Annotated in this window: 19 protein-coding genes; 11 read left to right on the top strand and 8 right to left on the bottom strand. The window is 49.9% G+C overall.

Annotation, left to right across the window (positions count from 1 at the left end; all coding sequences use genetic code 11):
• The first annotated feature begins 12 nt into the window (after positions 1–12).
• The 3 genes from trpB (at position 13) to H0247_RS02175 (ending at position 3,116) form a co-directional block, all read left to right on the top strand.
• Positions 13–1,206 carry a tryptophan synthase subunit beta gene (gene trpB, locus H0247_RS02165; RefSeq protein ID WP_180741434.1) on the top strand — a complete coding sequence of 398 codons (1,194 nt, stop codon included), beginning with the start codon at positions 13–15 and terminating at the stop codon, positions 1,204–1,206.
• On the top strand, positions 1,206–2,012 hold the full coding sequence (gene trpA / locus H0247_RS02170; RefSeq protein WP_180741040.1) for a tryptophan synthase subunit alpha: 807 nt from the start codon (positions 1,206–1,208) through the stop codon (positions 2,010–2,012). Before trpB ends, trpA begins: the two co-directional genes overlap by 1 nt.
• A 384-nt stretch (positions 2,013–2,396) precedes the next feature.
• A complete protein-coding gene (locus H0247_RS02175) occupies positions 2,397–3,116 on the top strand; it encodes an oligogalacturonate-specific porin KdgM family protein (protein ID WP_180741041.1) in 720 nt (239 codons plus the stop codon).
• Positions 3,117–3,248: 132 nt separating this feature from the next.
• On the opposite strand, the gene ompW is transcribed toward H0247_RS02175, so the two are convergent.
• Positions 3,249–3,884, bottom strand: a complete 636-nt coding sequence (gene ompW, locus H0247_RS02180) for an outer membrane protein OmpW (protein ID WP_180741042.1) — start codon at positions 3,882–3,884, stop codon at positions 3,249–3,251.
• A 282-nt stretch (positions 3,885–4,166) separates the two neighbouring features.
• On the opposite strand from ompW, the gene H0247_RS02185 reads away from it, so the two are divergent.
• The 4 genes from H0247_RS02185 to yciA all read left to right on the top strand — a co-directional run bounded on the left by H0247_RS02185 (position 4,167) and on the right by yciA (position 6,594).
• A complete protein-coding gene (locus tag H0247_RS02185; RefSeq protein WP_180741043.1) occupies positions 4,167–4,571 on the top strand; it encodes a YkgJ family cysteine cluster protein in 405 nt (134 codons plus the stop codon).
• A gap of 58 nt (positions 4,572–4,629) precedes the next feature.
• Positions 4,630–5,382, top strand: a complete 753-nt coding sequence (locus H0247_RS02190) for a YciC family protein (protein WP_180741044.1) — start codon at positions 4,630–4,632, stop codon at positions 5,380–5,382.
• A gap of 200 nt (positions 5,383–5,582) precedes the next feature.
• Entirely contained in the window at positions 5,583–6,149 is a 567-nt protein-coding gene (locus H0247_RS02195; RefSeq protein ID WP_180741045.1) for a septation protein A, read from the top strand.
• 22 nt (positions 6,150–6,171) lie between these two features.
• On the top strand, positions 6,172–6,594 hold the full coding sequence (gene yciA / locus H0247_RS02200; protein ID WP_039344948.1) for an acyl-CoA thioester hydrolase YciA: 423 nt from the start codon (positions 6,172–6,174) through the stop codon (positions 6,592–6,594).
• 117 nt (positions 6,595–6,711) lie between these two features.
• Here yciA and tonB read toward each other — a convergent pair whose 3' ends face one another.
• Positions 6,712–7,467 (bottom strand): TonB system transport protein TonB, encoded by a 756-nt coding sequence (gene tonB, locus H0247_RS02205; protein WP_180741046.1) that lies wholly within the window; start codon positions 7,465–7,467, stop codon positions 6,712–6,714.
• 293 nt (positions 7,468–7,760) lie between these two features.
• Here tonB and H0247_RS02210 point away from each other — a divergent pair, with 293 nt between their 5' ends.
• On the top strand, positions 7,761–8,057 hold the full coding sequence (locus H0247_RS02210; protein WP_180741047.1) for a YciI family protein: 297 nt from the start codon (positions 7,761–7,763) through the stop codon (positions 8,055–8,057).
• A gap of 129 nt (positions 8,058–8,186) precedes the next feature.
• Positions 8,187–9,860 carry a Tar ligand binding domain-containing protein gene (locus tag H0247_RS02215; protein WP_180741048.1) on the top strand — a complete coding sequence of 558 codons (1,674 nt, stop codon included), beginning with the start codon at positions 8,187–8,189 and terminating at the stop codon, positions 9,858–9,860.
• Between the two features lie 89 nt (positions 9,861–9,949).
• Here H0247_RS02215 and H0247_RS02220 read toward each other — a convergent pair whose 3' ends face one another.
• Positions 9,950–10,126, bottom strand: coding sequence for a YciY family protein (locus H0247_RS02220; protein ID WP_180741049.1), 177 nt, complete (start codon positions 10,124–10,126; stop codon positions 9,950–9,952).
• 391 nt (positions 10,127–10,517) lie between these two features.
• On the opposite strand from H0247_RS02220, the gene cls reads away from it, so the two are divergent.
• Together cls and H0247_RS02230 are read left to right on the top strand one after the other, a co-directional pair.
• A complete protein-coding gene (cls, locus tag H0247_RS02225; RefSeq protein WP_180741050.1) occupies positions 10,518–11,978 on the top strand; it encodes a cardiolipin synthase in 1,461 nt (486 codons plus the stop codon).
• Positions 11,979–12,061: 83 nt separating this feature from the next.
• Complete coding sequence (locus H0247_RS02230) at positions 12,062–12,385, top strand: HI1450 family dsDNA-mimic protein (RefSeq protein WP_180741051.1); 324 nt, start codon at positions 12,062–12,064, stop codon at positions 12,383–12,385.
• Between the two features lie 88 nt (positions 12,386–12,473).
• Here H0247_RS02230 and oppF read toward each other — a convergent pair whose 3' ends face one another.
• From oppF to oppA, 5 genes are read right to left on the bottom strand one after another with little or no spacing between them, the layout of a single operon-like run.
• The gene (gene oppF, locus H0247_RS02235; RefSeq protein ID WP_180741052.1) at positions 12,474–13,508 is read right to left on the bottom strand and encodes a murein tripeptide/oligopeptide ABC transporter ATP binding protein OppF; all 1,035 of its coding nucleotides are present in this window, start codon (positions 13,506–13,508) and stop codon (positions 12,474–12,476) included.
• Positions 13,505–14,500 carry an ABC transporter ATP-binding protein gene (locus H0247_RS02240; RefSeq protein WP_180741053.1) on the bottom strand — a complete coding sequence of 332 codons (996 nt, stop codon included), beginning with the start codon at positions 14,498–14,500 and terminating at the stop codon, positions 13,505–13,507. Before H0247_RS02240 ends, oppF begins: the two co-directional genes overlap by 4 nt.
• An 11-nt stretch (positions 14,501–14,511) precedes the next feature.
• On the bottom strand, positions 14,512–15,420 hold the full coding sequence (gene oppC / locus H0247_RS02245) for an oligopeptide ABC transporter permease OppC (protein WP_180741054.1): 909 nt from the start codon (positions 15,418–15,420) through the stop codon (positions 14,512–14,514).
• Between the two features lie 11 nt (positions 15,421–15,431).
• Positions 15,432–16,352: an oligopeptide ABC transporter permease OppB gene (gene oppB, locus H0247_RS02250; RefSeq protein WP_180741055.1), complete on the bottom strand. Its 921-nt coding sequence runs from the start codon at positions 16,350–16,352 to the stop codon at positions 15,432–15,434.
• A 53-nt stretch (positions 16,353–16,405) separates the two neighbouring features.
• Complete coding sequence (gene oppA / locus H0247_RS02255; protein ID WP_180741056.1) at positions 16,406–18,043, bottom strand: oligopeptide ABC transporter substrate-binding protein OppA; 1,638 nt, start codon at positions 18,041–18,043, stop codon at positions 16,406–16,408.
• Positions 18,044–18,200 lie beyond the last annotated feature (157 nt).

An 18,200-nucleotide genomic window follows, 5' to 3' on the forward strand; every position in this document is an offset into this window, starting at 1 on the left:
ATAGACGGGAACATTATGACATTACTCAACCCTTACTTCGGTGAATTCGGCGGACAATTTGTTCCGCAGATTCTCATCCCAGCGTTACGCCAGTTGGAAGAGGCTTTCGTCAGCGCACAAAAAGATCCTGACTTTCAGGCCGAATTTACCGATCTGCTGAAAAACTACGCGGGTCGCCCGACGGCATTAACCCTGTGTCAAAACCTGACTGCGGGGACGAAAACCAAACTGTATCTGAAACGTGAAGACCTGCTGCACGGCGGCGCGCACAAAACCAATCAGGTACTCGGACAGGCGCTGCTGGCGAAGCGCATGGGTAAAAGCGAAATCATTGCTGAAACCGGCGCAGGCCAACACGGTGTTGCGACAGCGCTGGCTTGCGCCCTGCTTGGTCTGAAATGCCGCGTTTATATGGGAGCAAAAGACGTTGAGCGCCAGTCGCCAAACGTGTTCCGCATGCGTTTGATGGGGGCGGAAGTGATTCCGGTTCACAGCGGTTCTTCCACGCTGAAAGATGCCTGTAACGAAGCGCTACGTGACTGGTCTGGCAGCTATGAAACCGCACACTATCTGCTGGGGACGGCGGCAGGCCCGCACCCTTACCCGACGATTGTGCGCGAGTTTCAACGCATGATTGGCGAAGAGACGAAAGCGCAGATTCTGGAAAAAGAAGGTCGCTTGCCGGATGCGGTATTGGCCTGCGTCGGCGGTGGCTCTAACGCGATTGGGATGTTTGCTGATTTCATCGACGATACCAGCGTCCGTCTGATCGGTATTGAGCCTGGCGGTTTGGGCATTGAATCCGGACAGCACGGCGCGCCGTTAAAACACGGTCGTCTCGGTATCTATTTCGGCATGAAGTCCCCGATGATGCAAACGTCCGACGGACAAATTGAAGAATCCTACTCGATTTCAGCTGGGCTAGATTTCCCATCGGTCGGTCCGCAGCACGCTTACCTGAACAGCATCGGTCGCGCTGACTATGTCTCGATTACCGATGACGAGGCGTTAGATGCCTTTAAAACACTCTGCCGCAGCGAAGGCATTATCCCTGCGCTAGAATCCTCCCACGCGCTGGCACACGCATTGAAGATGATTAAAGCGGAACCGGAGAAAGAGCAACTGCTGGTGGTCAACCTGTCTGGCCGTGGTGATAAAGACATCTTTACCGTGCACGATATATTGAAAGATCGGGGAGAAATCTAATGGAGCGTTATCAGCAACTGTTTACTCGCCTGTCGGAAAAAAAGGAAGGCGCATTCGTTCCGTTTGTGACGCTGGGCGATCCCTCCCCTGAACAATCCCTGAAAATTATCGACACACTGATTGCCGCGGGTGCCGATGCGCTGGAGCTGGGTGTGCCCTTCTCTGACCCGCTGGCGGATGGTCCAACCATTCAGGATGCCAACCTGCGCGCCTTTGCCGCCGGCGTCACACCCAGCCAGTGCTTTGAAATGCTGGCGACGATTCGCCAGAAATACCCAGAAATCCCGATTGGCCTGCTGATGTATGCCAATCTGGTCTTCAGCAACGGGATTGATGAATTCTATCAACGCTGCGCACAGGTTGGTGTTGACTCGGTGTTAGTGGCGGATGTTCCAGTGGAAGAGTCTGCCTCTTTCCGCACGGCTGCGCTGCGACATGGCATTGCCCCTATTTTTATCTGCCCGCCTAACGCTGACGATGAGCTGCTGCGCGAGATCGCATCCTATGGCCGTGGCTACACCTATTTAGTATCACGTGCAGGCGTCACCGGGGCAGAAAAACGCGCCCAGTTGCCGCTAAATCATTTGGTAGCCAAACTGAACGAGTACCATGCCGCTCCCCCACTACAAGGATTTGGCATTTCCGATCCGGCTCAAGTGCGGGAAACGTTAGCATCAGGCGCTGCGGGTGCCATTTCTGGCTCGGCGATCGTGCGGATTATCGAAAAAAATCTGAACCAGCCTGACGTTATGCTGTCAGAGTTACACACATTTGTGAGTGAAATGAAAGCCGCTACGCGTTCATAACGCTTTTCAGGCGCGCGATTCGTGCTTAACGCCAGCCCTATTGCGCGCCGAATAATGTTTCAAATTATTTCTTTTTAATTCGCTTTAAATATATTCAATTATTATTTGATTTAAATTTTACTTTAATTGTAAGCAGTTTTTTCAGATTGAAATAATTATTTAACCATGGCCCAGAAAAATAAATTAGTTACCTCTTAAATTTGAAACCGCATAAATCCCACGAATAAAACACGAAGAAACTCACAAAAACAAAATCATTTAAAAAGTTCTCTTTTTAATGATCTTGTTCACATTACTGTAAAAGTAAATAAATAGAATGGAACCGCTGAACAACAGTGGCAGCGCGTTTTTAAATAATAATTCTCTTCAACATGGGATAATAAAATGAAAGCTAAAATATTGACGATGATGGTAACTTCCTTAATCAGCTTAAGCTCCATGGCTGTTACAATTGACTATCGCCATGAAATGAAAGACACCAAGTCAGCCGATCATAAAGATCGTCTGCTGATGTCCCACCGTTTTGACAACGGTTTTGGTCTGTCCATGGAAGCCAAGTGGGGACAATCTGACAAAGATAATACACCAAATAAACCCTATAACGAAACCGTAAGTAGCGGTACAGAAGTCACCGCCAGCTACCTGTACAAATTCGATAAAACCTTTGGTGTTGAAACTGGCCTAAACATGGTTTCTTCTTCAAAAGACAACAACTATCGTCCATATATTAAAGGTACAGCCAATATCACCGACTCCCTGTATTATGGCTTGCGCTACCGTGCATCCTACCTACGTAAAAGTGACAATATTGGTACTACAAATCCTTCGGATATGAAAGGCTATACCATCACCAGTACGTTAGGTTATAAACTGCCTGCGAATTTTGTCATCGAATACGAATTTGAATACGACAAGAAAACTAAAGCTGGCTCTGTTGGCTACCTTGCTGACAGCGAGAACTATGACACAACCCACGATGTTAAATTGGCTTACAAAGCTGACAAAAATTGGACGCCTTACGTTCAAGTCGGCAACGTTTCTGGTAGCAAAACAACGGACGAGCGTCAAACTCGCTACCGCGTTGGTGTTCAATACAGTTTCTAATGGTTAATCCTATAGATAACGGCTGTAATAAAAATAGCGTTCTCTTTATTGGTTAGTTATTTTGTGTCTATAAAAACGGCGACGTGAATAACGTCGCCGTTTTGTTATTTTCACATTCAGTCAGCAATCAGATTAGAAGCGATAACCTACACCAAACATAAAGGCCCAGGGATCAAGCTTAGTATGGACACTTTGCTGGGCGTTACCGGCTTTAAATTTCACATCGGTATCGATATCCATCCACCATACAGACATGTTGACCAACCAATTTTTATCCAGGTTGTAATCCAGCCCCGCCTGCGCAGCAAGGCCCCAAGAATTCTTCAAGCTCAGATCGCTCAACCCTGCGTTCTTCCCTGTATCATTAAATTTTTCATCGAAGAACATCGTGTAATTCAAGCCAACGCCCAGATAAGGACGTAATTTATCTTGCGCTTCACCAAAATAGTATTGCGCAACCAGTGACGGCGGCAGGTGTTTTACTTCTGCAATCGTGCCCACGCTTTGCAAACCGACTTTGTGGCTGAACGGGGTGGCCGCCAGCAATTCAACACCGATATTGTCCGTTACCATGTAGCTGAAGGTTAGGCCTAGCTGTGTATTGTTACTAACCTGAAACTCTCCCAAGCTACCCAACACGTTGTCCGAGCTTTCAGCGGGACGCACCGTTGCCGTGCCGGCACGAACAATAAAATCACCCGCTTGATGAGCCTGTGCCAATGCAGGCATAAGCGCCGCTGCTAACAATAATAAAGATGCCTTTTTCATTACCCACTCCATTTATAGGGTTTAAATTTCGAGCGAAATATACCCCTAAGTAGGTATTCTTGTTTTAAGCCAGATCACATCTTTTAAAGATTTTACACGCAAATTGAACTTCATCATTTATCGCTAACCAATTAAAAATACTGAAATTGATCCAAATCAATAAATAGCGAAAGGTGCATAACGTGCGCTGCCCACAAATTGCATTACCGCGCGAACGCATTCAACGGTAGATTTTTATTTTCCTTAACGTATTCATGCTGGCTGGGGGCAGTTAGTTATCCAATGAGCGATAATACCTGTATGCACTGTGGCGCATGCTGCGCTTATTTCAGAGTGTCTTTCTATTGGGCTGAAGCCGATGACGGCGGTGGCGTTGTACCTTCACAATTCACCGAACCCGTTTCCCCTTTTTTACGCTGTATGACAGGAACAAACAGCAAGACACCTCGCTGCCAGGCATTGAAAGGCACCGTCGGGGATACCGTCAGTTGTTCTATTTATGTTAATCGCCCTTCACCCTGTCGTGAATTTATGCAATCCGGCGAAAATGGGCAGATCAACGATGCCTGCAACCGGGCACGGGAAAAATATGGTCTGCCAGCTTTGGTAACAATGTCATCACCGTCTTTCATTACAGAAGGGAAAAGCAGCATTGCGTCGTTGACGGGGTGCCACAGTGCGGATTAACAGGTTACAATCATGAGTTAAGTTCTATTGGTTGATTTATCTTTTTCAAGGAGCCTGCATGCCTATCACGGCTAACACGTTGTACCGTGACACAATGAATTTTACCCGTAACCAGTTCATCAGCATCTTAATGATGTCCCTGTTGACGGCATTCATTACTGTCATACTGAATCATGCGCTATCGCCTTCTGCAGACGAGTTACGGATTCTGAGCACCTCCGGCAGCGATCTGTCATCGTCTGTCGAATCCGGTTTGATGGACTTGATTCAGCAGATGACGCCGGAACAACAAGCTGTGTTGCTAAAAATGTCAGCGGCAGGCACCTTTGCGGCGTTAGTCGGCAATGTACTGCTAACGGGCGGGATTCTTATGCTGATCCAACTCGTGTCAGACGGGCATCGCACCAGTGCGCTGCGCGCGATTGGCGCCTCTAGCCCTTTTTTACTGCGCCTGCTTTTCCTGATCCTATTGTGCACGCTGCTGATCCAGCTTGGTATGATGCTGCTGGTCATTCCTGGTGTGCTGCTGGCCATCGCCCTGAGTTTGTCGCCCGTGATAGTCGTCACTGAAAAAAGCGGGATTTTCAGCGCAATTAAAGCAAGCACCAAACTGGCCTACGGCAACTTACGCGCAACTGCACCAGCCATCGTGATGTGGTTATTGGCTAAAATCGCTATTTTGCTGGTCGTATCGAAGTTACCCATTTCCTCACCAACTGTTCTCGGTGTAGTTCTGAACGGGTTAAGCAATTTGATCTCCGCGATTCTGCTGATTTATCTGTTCCGCCTTTATATGCTGCTCCGCGCGTAATTGTCGCTCTTCACCTATGCCGCCGTTCTGGCGACATAGGTTTCGCCCTTTCCCTCGTTCACGACTTGCCCAATCGTAATTTTCTGCAAATTATTACAATATCTCGGGAATGGTGTTCCACAATGAAGGATAATGGCATGAGCTACCGGATAACTCTTGTGGGTTATGATTACGACACTGTTGAGTGATGGATTGACATAATGAAGCAACTTCTTGATTTTATACCGTTGGTCGTATTTTTTGCGGCTTATAAACTCTATGACATCTACATCGCATCAGGCGCATTAATTGCGGCAACGGCGTTGTCACTCGCAGTCACTTGGGTGATGTATCGTAAAATAGAGAAAATGACGCTGGTCACTTTTGCGATGGTTGTCGTTTTCGGTTCGCTAACGCTGGTGTTCCATAACGATCTGTTTATCAAGTGGAAAGTCACCATCATTTACGCATTGTTTGCCGTTGCTCTGCTGGTTAGCCAGTTTGTCATGAAGCAGACCCTGATTCAGAAAATGTTGGGTAAAGAATTAACCTTGCCACCATCCGTCTGGGGGAAATTGAATTTCGCCTGGGCGATGTTCTTTCTGGTGTGTGGACTGGTTAACATCTATATTGCTTTCTGGCTACCGCAAAGCGTGTGGGTCAATTTTAAAGTCTTTGGTCTAACAGGTGTGACACTGCTGTTTACGCTGATTTGTGGCGTCTACATCTACCGCCACTTACCTAACGACCAGGAAAAATCAGAAGAAGAAAAAAGCGAGCAACCGTAATCGCTAAATCGAGGCATACACAATGAGCACACAGAACGTGTTACCACAGGGCGAACTGGTTCTCCGCACGCTGGCGATGCCAGCCGATACCAATGCAAACGGAGATATTTTTGGCGGCTGGCTGATGTCGCAAATGGACATCGGCGGCGCAATTTTGGCGAAAGAAATTGCCGAAGGGCGTGTTGTTACCGTACGGGTTGATGGAATGTCGTTCTTAAAACCTGTTGCCGTCGGCGATGTGGTCTGCTGCTATGCGCGTTGTTTACGCACTGGTCGCAGTTCTATCAACGTCAACGTTGAAGTGTGGGTAAAGAAAGTGTCGTCTGAACCTATTGGCCAGCGCTATCGGGCTACCGAAGCGTTATTCACCTACGTCGCAGTCGATGAAGAAGGCCATCCGCGTGAACTCCCTGCCGGCAAGAGCCATTTCACGCCAAGCGAGTAACATTTAGCTTTCTTTCATCGGTGTAAGCTGCTTTGAATAGCAATCGAGACGAAAACGGGGCGTCCTCTACTAAAGATGACGCCCCGTTTCTTTTGTGTGTTTTGGTACTGGCGTGAATTATTCGACTGCCGCCCCGCCGTCAATTTTAAAGACGATGGTCACAACCAAGTCTTTGCCTGGCTTACCCGCTTCATAGCGCCATTTACGCATCGCTTGTTTGATATCACGCTCGAACATATTACGCGGTTCGGCAGAAAGCACGCGAACATTGTCAACCCGCCCAGACTCGTCCACATCAAACTGCATTTTTACCCGTCCCTCAACGCGCAGGGAAAACGCGCGAGCAGGGTACTGAGGCTGCGCACGGCTCAACGGACGTGGCCCGCTTGACTGCGCACTGGCGGCGGGCGCGGGTGCCTGTTTCACCGGCGCATTATTCACATTGCGCGTCGGCTCTTCGCTGGTAAACGGCGAAGGCGGCTGTTTTTCAACGGTCGGCTCACGTTTAACCGGCTTCGGCTGCTCAACCTTCTTCACGGGCTTGGGTTCCGGTTTAGGTTTCGGCTTGGGCTTTGGTTCAGGCAATGGCATAGGAACCGGCTGCGGCAATGGCTCCGGTTCTGGAATCGGTTCAGGCTCGGGTTCTGGCTGCTTCACCGGTTCTGGTTCAGGGGCAGATTTGGCAGCAGGGGCCGCTTCATAGGCCGCAGGGTTCACCATCACAACGCTGATGGGCTTGGACTCCTGCGGTAATTCAATTGAATTATTAAATGATGCGTACAGCAAACCTGCAATCAGTGAACCGTGAAAACCAACTGAAAGTATGAATGGCCATGAGTAACGGCGGGTCAAAAAAAACTTTTTTTGCGGCATAGTCTGTCTTTATCCTCTTATGCCGCCCAAGTTTAAATGCAAATAGCAATCATATTCAATAACAACGCATGGAATTGGCAAAAAAACAGAAATCGTGGGGGGATTACTCTGGCAAATCAACCTACTGTCCTCGAACTATTAACTATTGTCTTCAACTGTCTTCAACCTATTGTCTTCTAACAACATCACGTATGATGGTAAAAATGCGAGTCTCTTACCCGATAGCGTTTGGTGGCTGGGCGCTAACCCAGCATCCCAAACGATGAGGGTACCTTCCCACCTGTGAGGTCACTATGCTCTATGTCATTTATGCTGAAGATAATGTTGATTCATTAGCAAAACGCCTGTCGGTAAGACCCGCTCACCTTGCCCGCCTACAGGTGTTGCGCGATCAGGGACGACTGATTACCGCAGGTCCTTTACCAGCGATCGACAGCGACGATCCCGGTCAAGCAGGCTTTAGCGGTTCCGTCATTATCGCCGAATTCGCCTCACTGGATGAAGCAACGGCATGGGCTGACGCCGACCCCTACATCGTTGCAGATGTCTACAAACACGTCAGCGTGAAGCCATTCAAAAAAGTGTTCTAAAGGGCTATTGATAGGGGCGATGGCTGTACCCAAAATCATGGCCCCTCACCTCTTCGCTAAAAACTGAAATATTTTAGTCATTTAACAATGATAGTTTGACCGCTATTCATATAGTGAGGGTCAATAGTCATGTTAATACCAGCGGGTTTGCGAAACGGAATTGCCACGATCCGCCGCCGTCATCGCCTCAGTATTCTCTCCGGATTGTTATTGATCATTGGGTTATTTTCTTTATTGCAATTAGTTTCCGTCGGTGTCATTTCTCAAACGATGACCCAAGTGCGGCAGGATATTTCGGCTAACGAAAACCTACGCCAGCAACAAGCGTTAATGGATAAAGCGCGGATGGAAGTGATGAACGCCAGCGATAAACTCAATCGCGCGGGTATTTATCTACTGGTAGACAAAGAAACGGGGTCTGAAGGCAGTTGGCACAGTCTGATGGATGAGGCAGAAGTATCTCTCAAACAGGCGCAGGAGCACTACCAACAGTTGGGGACGGTCACCACGGTGGAAGCCGACACGGCCGCTTTCGTCGATTTGAAGAAAAGCTACAACCAGCTCTATTCTGGGCTTGTCGAGCTCGCTCAGGGAATCAAAACCACCAACCAGATCGACATTTTCTTTGCCGTTCCTGTTCAGGCCTATCAAAGCGATTTCACCCAGAAATATTCACACTATCTGCAAGATACCGATGCACTGCAAAAGCAGCACGGGCAACAATTCTTATCCTCTCTCGATCAGGCAAAAACCATTTTCATCACGGTTTTGGGGCTGTTACTCGCAATCGCCGTCGCGGTGTGGCTCGGGGTAAACCGAGTGATTATTCGCCCACTGACGCACATCATTGCCCATTTAAAACTGATCGCCGAAGGCGATCTTTCTCATTCGGTAGATGCCGATACACGCGGTACACGCGAAATTGGGCAGCTTAATACCAGTGTCATTCAAATGCAGGAAGGTCTGGTGACGTTAGTCAATCAGGTTCGTCAGGGCGTTGACCACATGGTGATGCAGGTTGATCGCGTTGCTGCGGATAACCATCAGCTCTCCGCGCAGGCAAACCGCCAATCCCATGAACTCAAAGTCACCACCGAGCATATTATTCAGCTTAGCCAGCATCTTGAGCAAAATGCTCAGCATACTCAGCAGGCCAACCTGCATGCGGAAGATACCAGCAAAATCGCTGAACAAGGCGAAACCATGATGAATGACGTCAAAGCCGCGATGTCAGACATTGCAGGGAGAACGCGCGAAATGACGGAAGCGATTGGGATGATTGAAAACGTGGCGTTCCAGACGCATATTTTGTCCCTAAACGCCGCAATAGAGGCCGCACGCGCTGGGTCGATGGGACGAGGCTTTGCCGTTGTCGCACGGGAAGTTGGTACGCTGGCGTCGCAAAGCAGCCATTCTGCACAAAATATTAATGTGCTGATTCGTGATTCAGACAACAGCGTAAGCGCAGGAACACGGCTGGTAAACAAACTGAATGATAGCCTACACAACATCATTCAGACGGCGAAAGATACCGGCACGTTTCTGAGCGAGATCTCGGAAATATCGCACCAGCAAACCGAAAGTATTCATGAAGTCACCACCCGTCTGAGTACACTGAATGACACCGTCAGAGAAAACGCGGGACAGGTTGAAGCCTCTGCACGCACCTTCTCCTCACTACTGGAGCAAGCGGAACGCCTAAATGCTTCAGTGTCGCTGTTTATCCTGCCTTCGACGGAAGGTGACAGTCACCCGATGGCCGATCAGAGAGAAATAATCCCGAGTATTCCGGTGATGGGATGAGTCGGTGAGGGAATAAACACGGCATGTGATAAGGCGTGAGATAAAAAAATAGCGACCATACCTCGCAGGTCGCTATTTTCCTCACTGGCTTACCAGTCGTAGGTTACCGCGTAGAGCAGAGCCCGCCGTTTGTGCTTTTGCTGCAAATAACGGGCAGAGTGAATATGGCGATACGACCGTGATTGAGCTTCCAACCAGCGACTTCTTCTACGCTGTACCTGACGTAACATCCGCCAGCGTCCCACTTCATTCCGACTGCGTTTCATGATGTGACTCTTGTTAATACACTCGCGCGGGGCATTATATACCCCTGATGCGTGACGACAATCAGTGAATCGCCCTCTCCGCTCTTCTCTTCTTAGCCATCATTTTTATTCCCTAAATAATTCGAGTTGCAGGAAGGCGGTAAGAGAAGGAATCCCGATGAGCTTACATAAGTAAGTGATTCGGGTGAGTGACAAATCTGCCAGAGGCAGGTTTGAACGCTGCTTGCAGCGGCCCCAACGGGGCGAGGTACACGTAAGTGTGCCGAGTAGCGTAGCCAACGCACATGCAGCTTGAAGTATGACGGGATATTCAGAGGAAAGGCATTTCCCCTTTTATAAATCTATGCGTACACTTTGTTAATTCTTTGCAGAAGGGAACTGTGCTGCTTTTATGTCGACATTTTATACCGTAATAAGTTGGTTACTGGTTTTTGGCTACTGGTTGCTGATCGCAGGTGTGACCTTACGTATTCTGATGAAACGTCGGGCGGTACCTTCTGCTATGGCTTGGCTACTGGTGATTTACATTCTGCCACTTGTCGGTATTGTCGCTTATCTTTCGTTCGGCGAGCTCCATCTGGGCAAACGCCGAGCTGAACGCGCCAGCAAAATGTGGCCATCAACGGCAAAATGGCTGCGCGAATTAAAAGAATATCGCCGTATTTTCGCGACGGAAAACAGCGAAGTCGCCAGTGCATTATTTCAGCTGTGTGAACGTCGCCAAGGGGTTGGCGGTGTTAAAGGTAATCAGTTACAACTGATGACCACGTTTGATGACACGATAAAAGCGCTATTGCGTGATATTGAACTGGCCCGCAGCAACATCGAAATGGTGTTCTACATCTGGCAGCCCGGCGGTCTGGTTGAGCAAGTCACCTCTTCTCTTATCGCGGCAGCGCGGCGCGGGGTGCACTGTCGCATTCTGTTGGACTCTGCCGGCAGCGTACAGTTTTTCCGCCAACATCACCCCGAACTGATGCGTACGGCCGGAATAGAAGTCGTTGAAGCGCTGAAAGTAAATCTGTTTCGTGCCTTCCTGCGCCGTATGGATTTACGGCAACACCGTAAAATTATCCTGATCGATAACCGAATTGCCTATACCGGCAGTATGAATATGGTCGATCCTCGTTTTTTCAAACAAGATGCCGGCGTCGGGCAATGGATTGACCTGATGGCGCGCATTGAAGGGCCGGTAGCAACCACGTTGGGGATTATTTACTGCTGCGATTGGGAAATGGAGACAGGCAAACGCCTGCTTCCGCCGCCGCCGGATGTTAACGTCATGCCATTCGAGCAAGAGAGCGGCCACACCATTCAGGTGATTGCTTCCGGCCCCGGTTACCCAGAAGAGATGATTCATCAAGCGCTGCTGACGTCAGTCTATTCAGCACGTAAGCAGTTGATCATGACCACCCCCTACTTCGTGCCCAGCGACGACCTACTGCATGCTATCTGCACCGCTGCCCAGCGCGGGGTTGATGTCAGCATTATTGTGCCGCACAAAAATGACTCCGTGCTGGTCGGCTGGGCCAGTCGCGCCTTCTTCACGGAATTGCTGGCCGCTGGTGTAAAAATTTATCAGTTCAAGGACGGCCTGCTGCACACCAAAAGCGTACTGGTCGACGGGCAGCTTAGCCTAGTCGGCACGGTCAATTTGGACATGCGTAGCCTGTGGCTGAATTTTGAAATCACGTTGGTGATTGACGATGCTGGGTTCGGTAGCGATTTAGCCTGCGTGCAGGAAGATTATATCGCCCGTTCACGCCTGTTAAACGCGACACAGTGGCAAAACCGCCCTTACTGGCAACGCATTGTCGAGCGGCTGTTCTACTTTTTCAGTCCCCTGTTATAACCTGCCCGTCACGCGAATTATTTAGGGCATACGCGTTTTCCCGTGTTCTAATATGCCCATTGAGAATTAACAGGAATGACGTTATGGATTTGAATAATCGCCTGACCGAAGACGAAGCACTGGAACAGGCCTACGATATCTTTCTAGAACTTGCAGCGGATAATCTCGATCCGGCAGATATTTTGCTGTTCAACCTGCAATTCGAAGCGCGCGGCGGTGCCGAGTTATTTGACCCCGCAGAAGACTGGGCCGAGCACGTTGATTTCGATCTGAACCCTGATTTCTTTGCTGAAGTCGTTATTGGGCTGGCCGAAGAGGAAGGTGAAGAGATCACGGATATTTTTGCCCGCGTGCTGATTTGCCGGGAAAAAGACCACAAGCTTTGCCACATTCTGTGGAAAGAATAAGCCCTGAAGAAAGAATAAGTTATCTCGCTTAAACGTCAGGCGTCTCCCTTGGGAGACGCCTTTTGTACATCGCTAGCCAGTAAACCGCTTACTGAGCGTCGGCTTCTTCCACCGGTAGCAGCGCCTGAGGATCGACTTTCAGACACGACACCGCGTGTGTAAAGCTGCCTTCCAGCAAGGGACGGGTCTTCGCGCACTCAGGGCCGACAACCGGACAGCGCGTGCAGAACACGCAGCCCGATGGCGGATTGATCGGGGAAGGTAAATCCCCTTCCAGCAGCTGTATCTTCTTGTTTCGTTCCTGATCGGGATCAGGAATCGGCACAGCAGACATCAGCGCACGGGTATAGGGATGCTGCGGATTTTGATAGACCTGATCATAGGTTCCCAGTTCTACCGCATGACCCAGATACATGACCAATACGCGATCGGAAATGTGTTTCACTACCGATAAATCATGCGCGATAAAAATCAGCGACAGACGCATTTCACGCTGTAACTGACGCAACAGATTCACCACCTGCGCCTGGATCGACACATCCAGCGCGGAAACCGGTTCATCACAAATAATCAGCTTCGGTTCCAGAATCAGCGCGCGCGCGATCCCAATACGTTGGCACTGACCGCCGGAGAATTCATGCGGATAACGGTTGATCAGGTTCGGTAGCAGCCCAACTTTTAGCATCATCGCTTTCACGCGATCTTTTACCGTCTGCCGATCCAGTTCGGGATGATAAACCTTTAGCGGCTCGGCAATAATCTCACCGATGGTCATACGCGGATTCAGCGACGCCAGCGGATCCTGAAATATCATCTGAATATCGCTACGCGCGGCACGCCATTGATCGTCGCTCATGCCCAGCAGGTCTTTCCCCAACCAGGTGACACGCCCATCAGTCGCTTTTACCAGTCCGATAATGGCGCGAGCCAGCGTTGACTTGCCGCAGCCGGATTCCCCCACCACCCCTAGCGTTTCACCTTCATATAAACGCAGCGTCACACCATCGACCGCTTTCAGCTTTTTCGGCGGCTGCCAGAACCACTGCTTATCGTCTCTGACCTCAAAATGGACTTTCAGATCGTCCACTTCTAGCAACACCTTTTTCTCGTCCGCGTTGTTCATACCACCTCCTCAATCGCTCTAAAGCAGGCGCGCAAGCGGCCATCACCAAAAGATTCCAGCGCAGGTGCGCTATGGCAGGCATCCATTGAATACGGGCAGCGTGGTTGGAACGGACACCCTTTCGGCAGGCGTAACAAGTTAGGCGGATTACCCGGAATGGTCGCTAACACCTCATCTTCCGCATCCAGACGCGGTACGGCATTAAGCAGGCCGACAGAATACGGGTGGCTTGGATGATAAAAGACATCACGTGCAGCGCCGTATTCCATGGTGCGTCCGGCGTACATCACCAGCACCTTGTCACAAATACCGGCAACGACGCCCAGGTCATGGGTGATCATGATGATGGCGGTATTAAACTCACTCTTCAGCTCATTCAGCAGCGTCATAATCTGCGCCTGAACCGTCACATCCAGCGCCGTTGTCGGTTCATCGGCAATCAGCAGTTTTGGACGACACAGCAACGCCATCGCGATCATCACACGCTGACGCATCCCACCGGAAAACTCATGTGGATACATCTTCATGCGCTTACGCGCTTCCGGCATCTTAACCGCATCCAGCATTTTGACTGACTCTTCAAACGCCTGGCTTTTGCTCATGCTCTTGTGCAGCATCAGCACTTCCATCAGTTGTTCGCCGACGCGCATGTAAGGGTTCAGCGAGGTCATCGGGTCTTGAAAAATCATACTGATCTCTTCAGCACGCAGCTTATTCAACTGGCTTTCAGGCAGGTTGAGAATCTCTTTGCCACGAAAACGCGCCGAGCCGCCAATGCGCCCATTCCGCGCCAATAATCCCATTAGCGCAAACGCGGTTTGTGATTTACCGGAGCCAGATTCACCGACAATTCCCAGTGTTTCACCCGCGTTGAGCGTGAAGTTCAGGTCATTAACCGCCGTCACGTCTCCGTCCTGCGTTTTAAATGTTACCCGGAGATCCTGAACATGTAGCAGCGCGTCGTGCGCGCCCGTTAATTCAATCTTGCTCATGTTGGTGCTCCTCAGCGATCTTTCGGGTCGAGGGCATCACGCAGGCCATCGCCGATAAAGTTAAAACAAAACAGCGTAACGACCAGAAACGCCGCCGGATAGAACAGCAACCACGGCGACACTTCCATTGAGTTCGCACCATCATTCAGCAAAGCACCCCAACTGCTTAATGGTTCCTGCGTTCCCAGCCCCAGGAAGCTCAGGAAAGATTCGAACAGAATCATGCTTGGCACCAGCAGAGAGGCATAGACTACGACCACGCCCAGCACGTTCGGCACCACATGACGTAACACGATGCCGCGTGTGGATACACCGGACACCATCGCCGCTTCAATGAACTCTTTACGTTTCAGGCTCAGCGTCTGACCACGCACGATACGCGCCATATCGAGCCAGGACACCATGCCGATAGCCACGAAGATCAACAGCATGTTCTGCCCGAAGAACGTGACCAGCAGGATCACGAAGAACATGAACGGGAATGAGTTAAGGATCTCCAGCAGACGCATCATCACGGAATCCACTTTCCCGCCCAGATAACCGGACATCGCGCCATACAGCGTCCCGACGATCACGGCAACCAGCGCCGCCGCCACACCAACCATCAGCGACACGCGACCGCCGATAGCCACGCGAACCAGCAGATCGCGACCTGAGGAATCCGTACCGAAATAGTGCCCAGAGGTCATATCCGGTGCGGCTGACATCATTCCCCAGTCCGTATCGGCGTAGTTAAATGCGGACAGCATGGGGGCAAAAATCACAAACACGGTAATGACAGCCAGCACAAACAGGCTGGCCAGCGCAGCACGGTTATGGATAAAGCGCAGGCGCGCATCCTGCCACAGGCTGCGTCCTTCAATTTCTGTCTGCTCGGTGAAGTTCTCTAACGCTTCAACGTTTTTTCGATTCCAAAACATAGCGCCCCCAATTAATAGCGAATTTTCGGATCGATAACAGCGTAGAGCACGTCAATGATCGCATTAAAGAGAATGGTTAAGCCGCCGACCAGAATCGTCAGGCTCAGTACCAGTGAATAGTCGCGGTTCAGTGCGCCGTTGACGAACAGTTGCCCAATACCGGGTAAGCCAAAAATGGTTTCAATAACCATTGAGCCGGTAATAATGCCAACAAACGCCGGCCCCATATAGGAGAGCACAGGCAGCAGTGCAGGCTTCAGCGCATGACGCAGAACGATGCGACGCATCGGCAACCCTTTGGCGCGGGCGGTGCGAATGAAGTTAGAGTGTAAAACCTCGATCATCGACCCTCGGGTGATACGTGCGATGCTGGCGATATAAGACAAAGACAGCGCCACCATCGGTAAAATCATGTACTTGGGTGCACCACCATTCCAGCCCCCGCCGGGTAACCATCGCAGCGTAATGGCAAAAATCAGCACCAGTAGCGGCGCGACGACAAAGCTGGGAATCACCACCCCCGTCATGGCAAAGCCCATCACGGTATAATCCCATTTGGTATTCTGATTCAGCGCAGCGATCACGCCTGCACTCACACCAAACACAATCGCCAGAACGAATGCAGCAGCCCCCAATTTTGCCGAAACGGGGAAAGACGTCGCCACCAAATCGTTCACGGAATAGTCTTTGTATTTAAAAGAAGGACCGAAATCACCCTGCACCAGTTGCAGTAGATAATTACCGTACTGCGTCATCATGGGGTCGTTCAGATGATATTTGGCCTCGATATTCGCCATCACTTCCGGCGGCAAATTACGCTCACCAGTAAAAGGGCTGCCGGGAGCCAATCGCATCATGAAAAACGAAATAGTGATCAGGATGAAGAGTGTCGGAATCGCCTCCAAACAGCGGCGAAGAATAAATTTTAACATTGCTCGTACCTATAAAAGGCTGGCAGCACAGTTACATGCGCCAGCCATTATGATTAGTGCTTGATGATATAAAGATCTTTCACGTAAACATTATCCTGGGGATCTTTACCGGTTAATCCACCAACATAAGGTTTCACCAATCGGGTATTCGCATAGTAATAAACCGGGGCAATTACCGCGTCTTTATTCAGTAATGCTTCGGCCTGCTGATACACCTCTGCACGTTCCTCATCGGTTTTCACCTGTAAGGACTTTGCCACCAGCGCATCAAACTCTTTGCTCTTATAATGTGCAGTGTTACTACTGCTGTCTGACAGCATGCTGTTCAGGAAGGTGGAAGGTTCGTTATAGTCCGCACACCATCCGCCACGTGCGATGTCATAACTGCCCTGATGACGAGAACTGAGGAAGGTTTTCCATTCCTGGTTTTCCAGCTTAACGTCTACGCCGATATTCTGTTTCCAGATAGAGGCAGCGGCGATAGCGATTTTCTTATGCAGATCGGAGGTGTTGTATAGCAGATTTAGCGTCAACGGTTTCTGTGCCGTATAACCCGCTTCCGCTAACAGTTTCTTCGCCTCTTCATTACGTTTCTCTTGAGACCAAGTGAACCACTCTGGCGTCTGTGCCTTGAAACCATCAATATATGGCGGTACAAAACCATAGGCCGGAATATCGCCCTGATTCTTCACCTTGTTAGTGAGAATATCCTGATTCAGCCCCATGCGCAGCGCATCACGCACCCGAACATCGTTAAATGGTGGTTTCTGATTATTGATTTCGTAATAGTAGGTGCACAGGTATGGATTGACTTTGACTTCGTCAGGAATTTCTTTCTTCAGCTTTTGGAATAATTCAATCGGCAGCTGGTTATAGGTCATATCAATTTCACCGCTGCGGTAGCGGTTAACGTCAGTCACTTCCGACGAAATCGGCAGATAGGTCACTTTATTGATGACGGTATGGGCGTTATCCCAATATTGCGGATTACGCTCCAGCACCATTTTTTCATTCACTACCCAGTCTTTCAGCTTATAAGCGCCGTTGCCGATCCAGTTTTGCGGCTGCGTCCATTTATCACCAAATTTCTCGATGGCGGCTTTATTAACAGGAGACATAGCGGCATAAACAGGCAGTTTATAGAAGTAAGGCACCGCTTCAGACAGCGTGACCTCAAAAGTATGATCGTCGATCGCTTTCACGCCCAGCGTATCGGGGGATTTTTTACCGGCGATGATGTCATCGATATTCAGCAGATGACCATATTGCAGATAGCTGGCGTAAGGCGAGGCCGTTTTCGGGTCGGCCAGACGCTGCCAGCTATAGACGAAATCTTGTGCGGTAACCGGCGTGCCATCTGACCATTTAGCCTCTTTACGCAGGTGGAATGTCCACACTTTAAAATCTTTGTTATCCCAGCTTTCCGCTACGCCGGGAACGGTTTTGCCGTTAACGTCGGAAATGACCAGCCCTTCCAGCAGATCGCGCGACACGTTGGATTCCGGTACACCTTCGATTTTATGGGGATCGAGGGAGGACACTTCCGCGCCGTTGTTACGAACCAATTCCTGTTTTTCTGCTAACTGAACGCCAGCGGGAACGGTCGCGGCAATAGCAGAAACAGCCATCGTGCTACTCAACGCCGCGATAATAGCGGCGGCCACTCTTTTTTTCGTTGTGATGTGTGTCATTATTTTCTCCTGTAATGTTGTCGTGTTAGTTATTCCAACACGATTCCTGAATTAGCACCCTGTGAGAAAGCGATTAATCCATTTCCATCGCACCCCATTCCCACATAGCAGGAATGGGTCACGAGAGAGTAAACACCAAATTAATCGCTACTCGCTC

The sequence above is a fragment of the Pectobacterium sp. CFBP8739 genome (genome assembly GCF_013449375.1).
Classification (GTDB): Bacteria; Pseudomonadota; Gammaproteobacteria; order Enterobacterales; family Enterobacteriaceae; genus Pectobacterium.

Bases quoted from the DNA above. Each gene is read 5' to 3' on its own strand.
- trpA (WP_180741040.1), top strand. From the start codon at position 1,206: ATGGAGCGTTATCAGCAACTGTTTACTCGCCTGTCGGAAAAAAAGGAA.
- H0247_RS02175 (WP_180741041.1), top strand. From the start codon at position 2,397: ATGAAAGCTAAAATATTGACGATGATGGTAACTTCCTTAATCAGCTTA.
- ompW (WP_180741042.1), bottom strand. From the start codon at position 3,884: ATGAAAAAGGCATCTTTATTATTGTTAGCAGCGGCGCTTATGCCTGCA.
- H0247_RS02185 (WP_180741043.1), top strand. From the start codon at position 4,167: ATGAGCGATAATACCTGTATGCACTGTGGCGCATGCTGCGCTTATTTC.
- H0247_RS02190 (WP_180741044.1), top strand. From the start codon at position 4,630: ATGCCTATCACGGCTAACACGTTGTACCGTGACACAATGAATTTTACC.
- H0247_RS02195 (WP_180741045.1), top strand. From the start codon at position 5,583: ATGAAGCAACTTCTTGATTTTATACCGTTGGTCGTATTTTTTGCGGCT.
- yciA (WP_039344948.1), top strand. From the start codon at position 6,172: ATGAGCACACAGAACGTGTTACCACAGGGCGAACTGGTTCTCCGCACG.
- tonB (WP_180741046.1), bottom strand. From the start codon at position 7,467: ATGCCGCAAAAAAAGTTTTTTTTGACCCGCCGTTACTCATGGCCATTC.
- H0247_RS02210 (WP_180741047.1), top strand. From the start codon at position 7,761: ATGCTCTATGTCATTTATGCTGAAGATAATGTTGATTCATTAGCAAAA.
- H0247_RS02215 (WP_180741048.1), top strand. From the start codon at position 8,187: ATGTTAATACCAGCGGGTTTGCGAAACGGAATTGCCACGATCCGCCGC.
- H0247_RS02220 (WP_180741049.1), bottom strand. From the start codon at position 10,126: ATGAAACGCAGTCGGAATGAAGTGGGACGCTGGCGGATGTTACGTCAG.
- cls (WP_180741050.1), top strand. From the start codon at position 10,518: ATGTCGACATTTTATACCGTAATAAGTTGGTTACTGGTTTTTGGCTAC.
- H0247_RS02230 (WP_180741051.1), top strand. From the start codon at position 12,062: ATGGATTTGAATAATCGCCTGACCGAAGACGAAGCACTGGAACAGGCC.
- oppF (WP_180741052.1), bottom strand. From the start codon at position 13,508: ATGAACAACGCGGACGAGAAAAAGGTGTTGCTAGAAGTGGACGATCTG.
- H0247_RS02240 (WP_180741053.1), bottom strand. From the start codon at position 14,500: ATGAGCAAGATTGAATTAACGGGCGCGCACGACGCGCTGCTACATGTT.
- oppC (WP_180741054.1), bottom strand. From the start codon at position 15,420: ATGTTTTGGAATCGAAAAAACGTTGAAGCGTTAGAGAACTTCACCGAG.
- oppB (WP_180741055.1), bottom strand. From the start codon at position 16,352: ATGTTAAAATTTATTCTTCGCCGCTGTTTGGAGGCGATTCCGACACTC.
- oppA (WP_180741056.1), bottom strand. From the start codon at position 18,043: ATGACACACATCACAACGAAAAAAAGAGTGGCCGCCGCTATTATCGCG.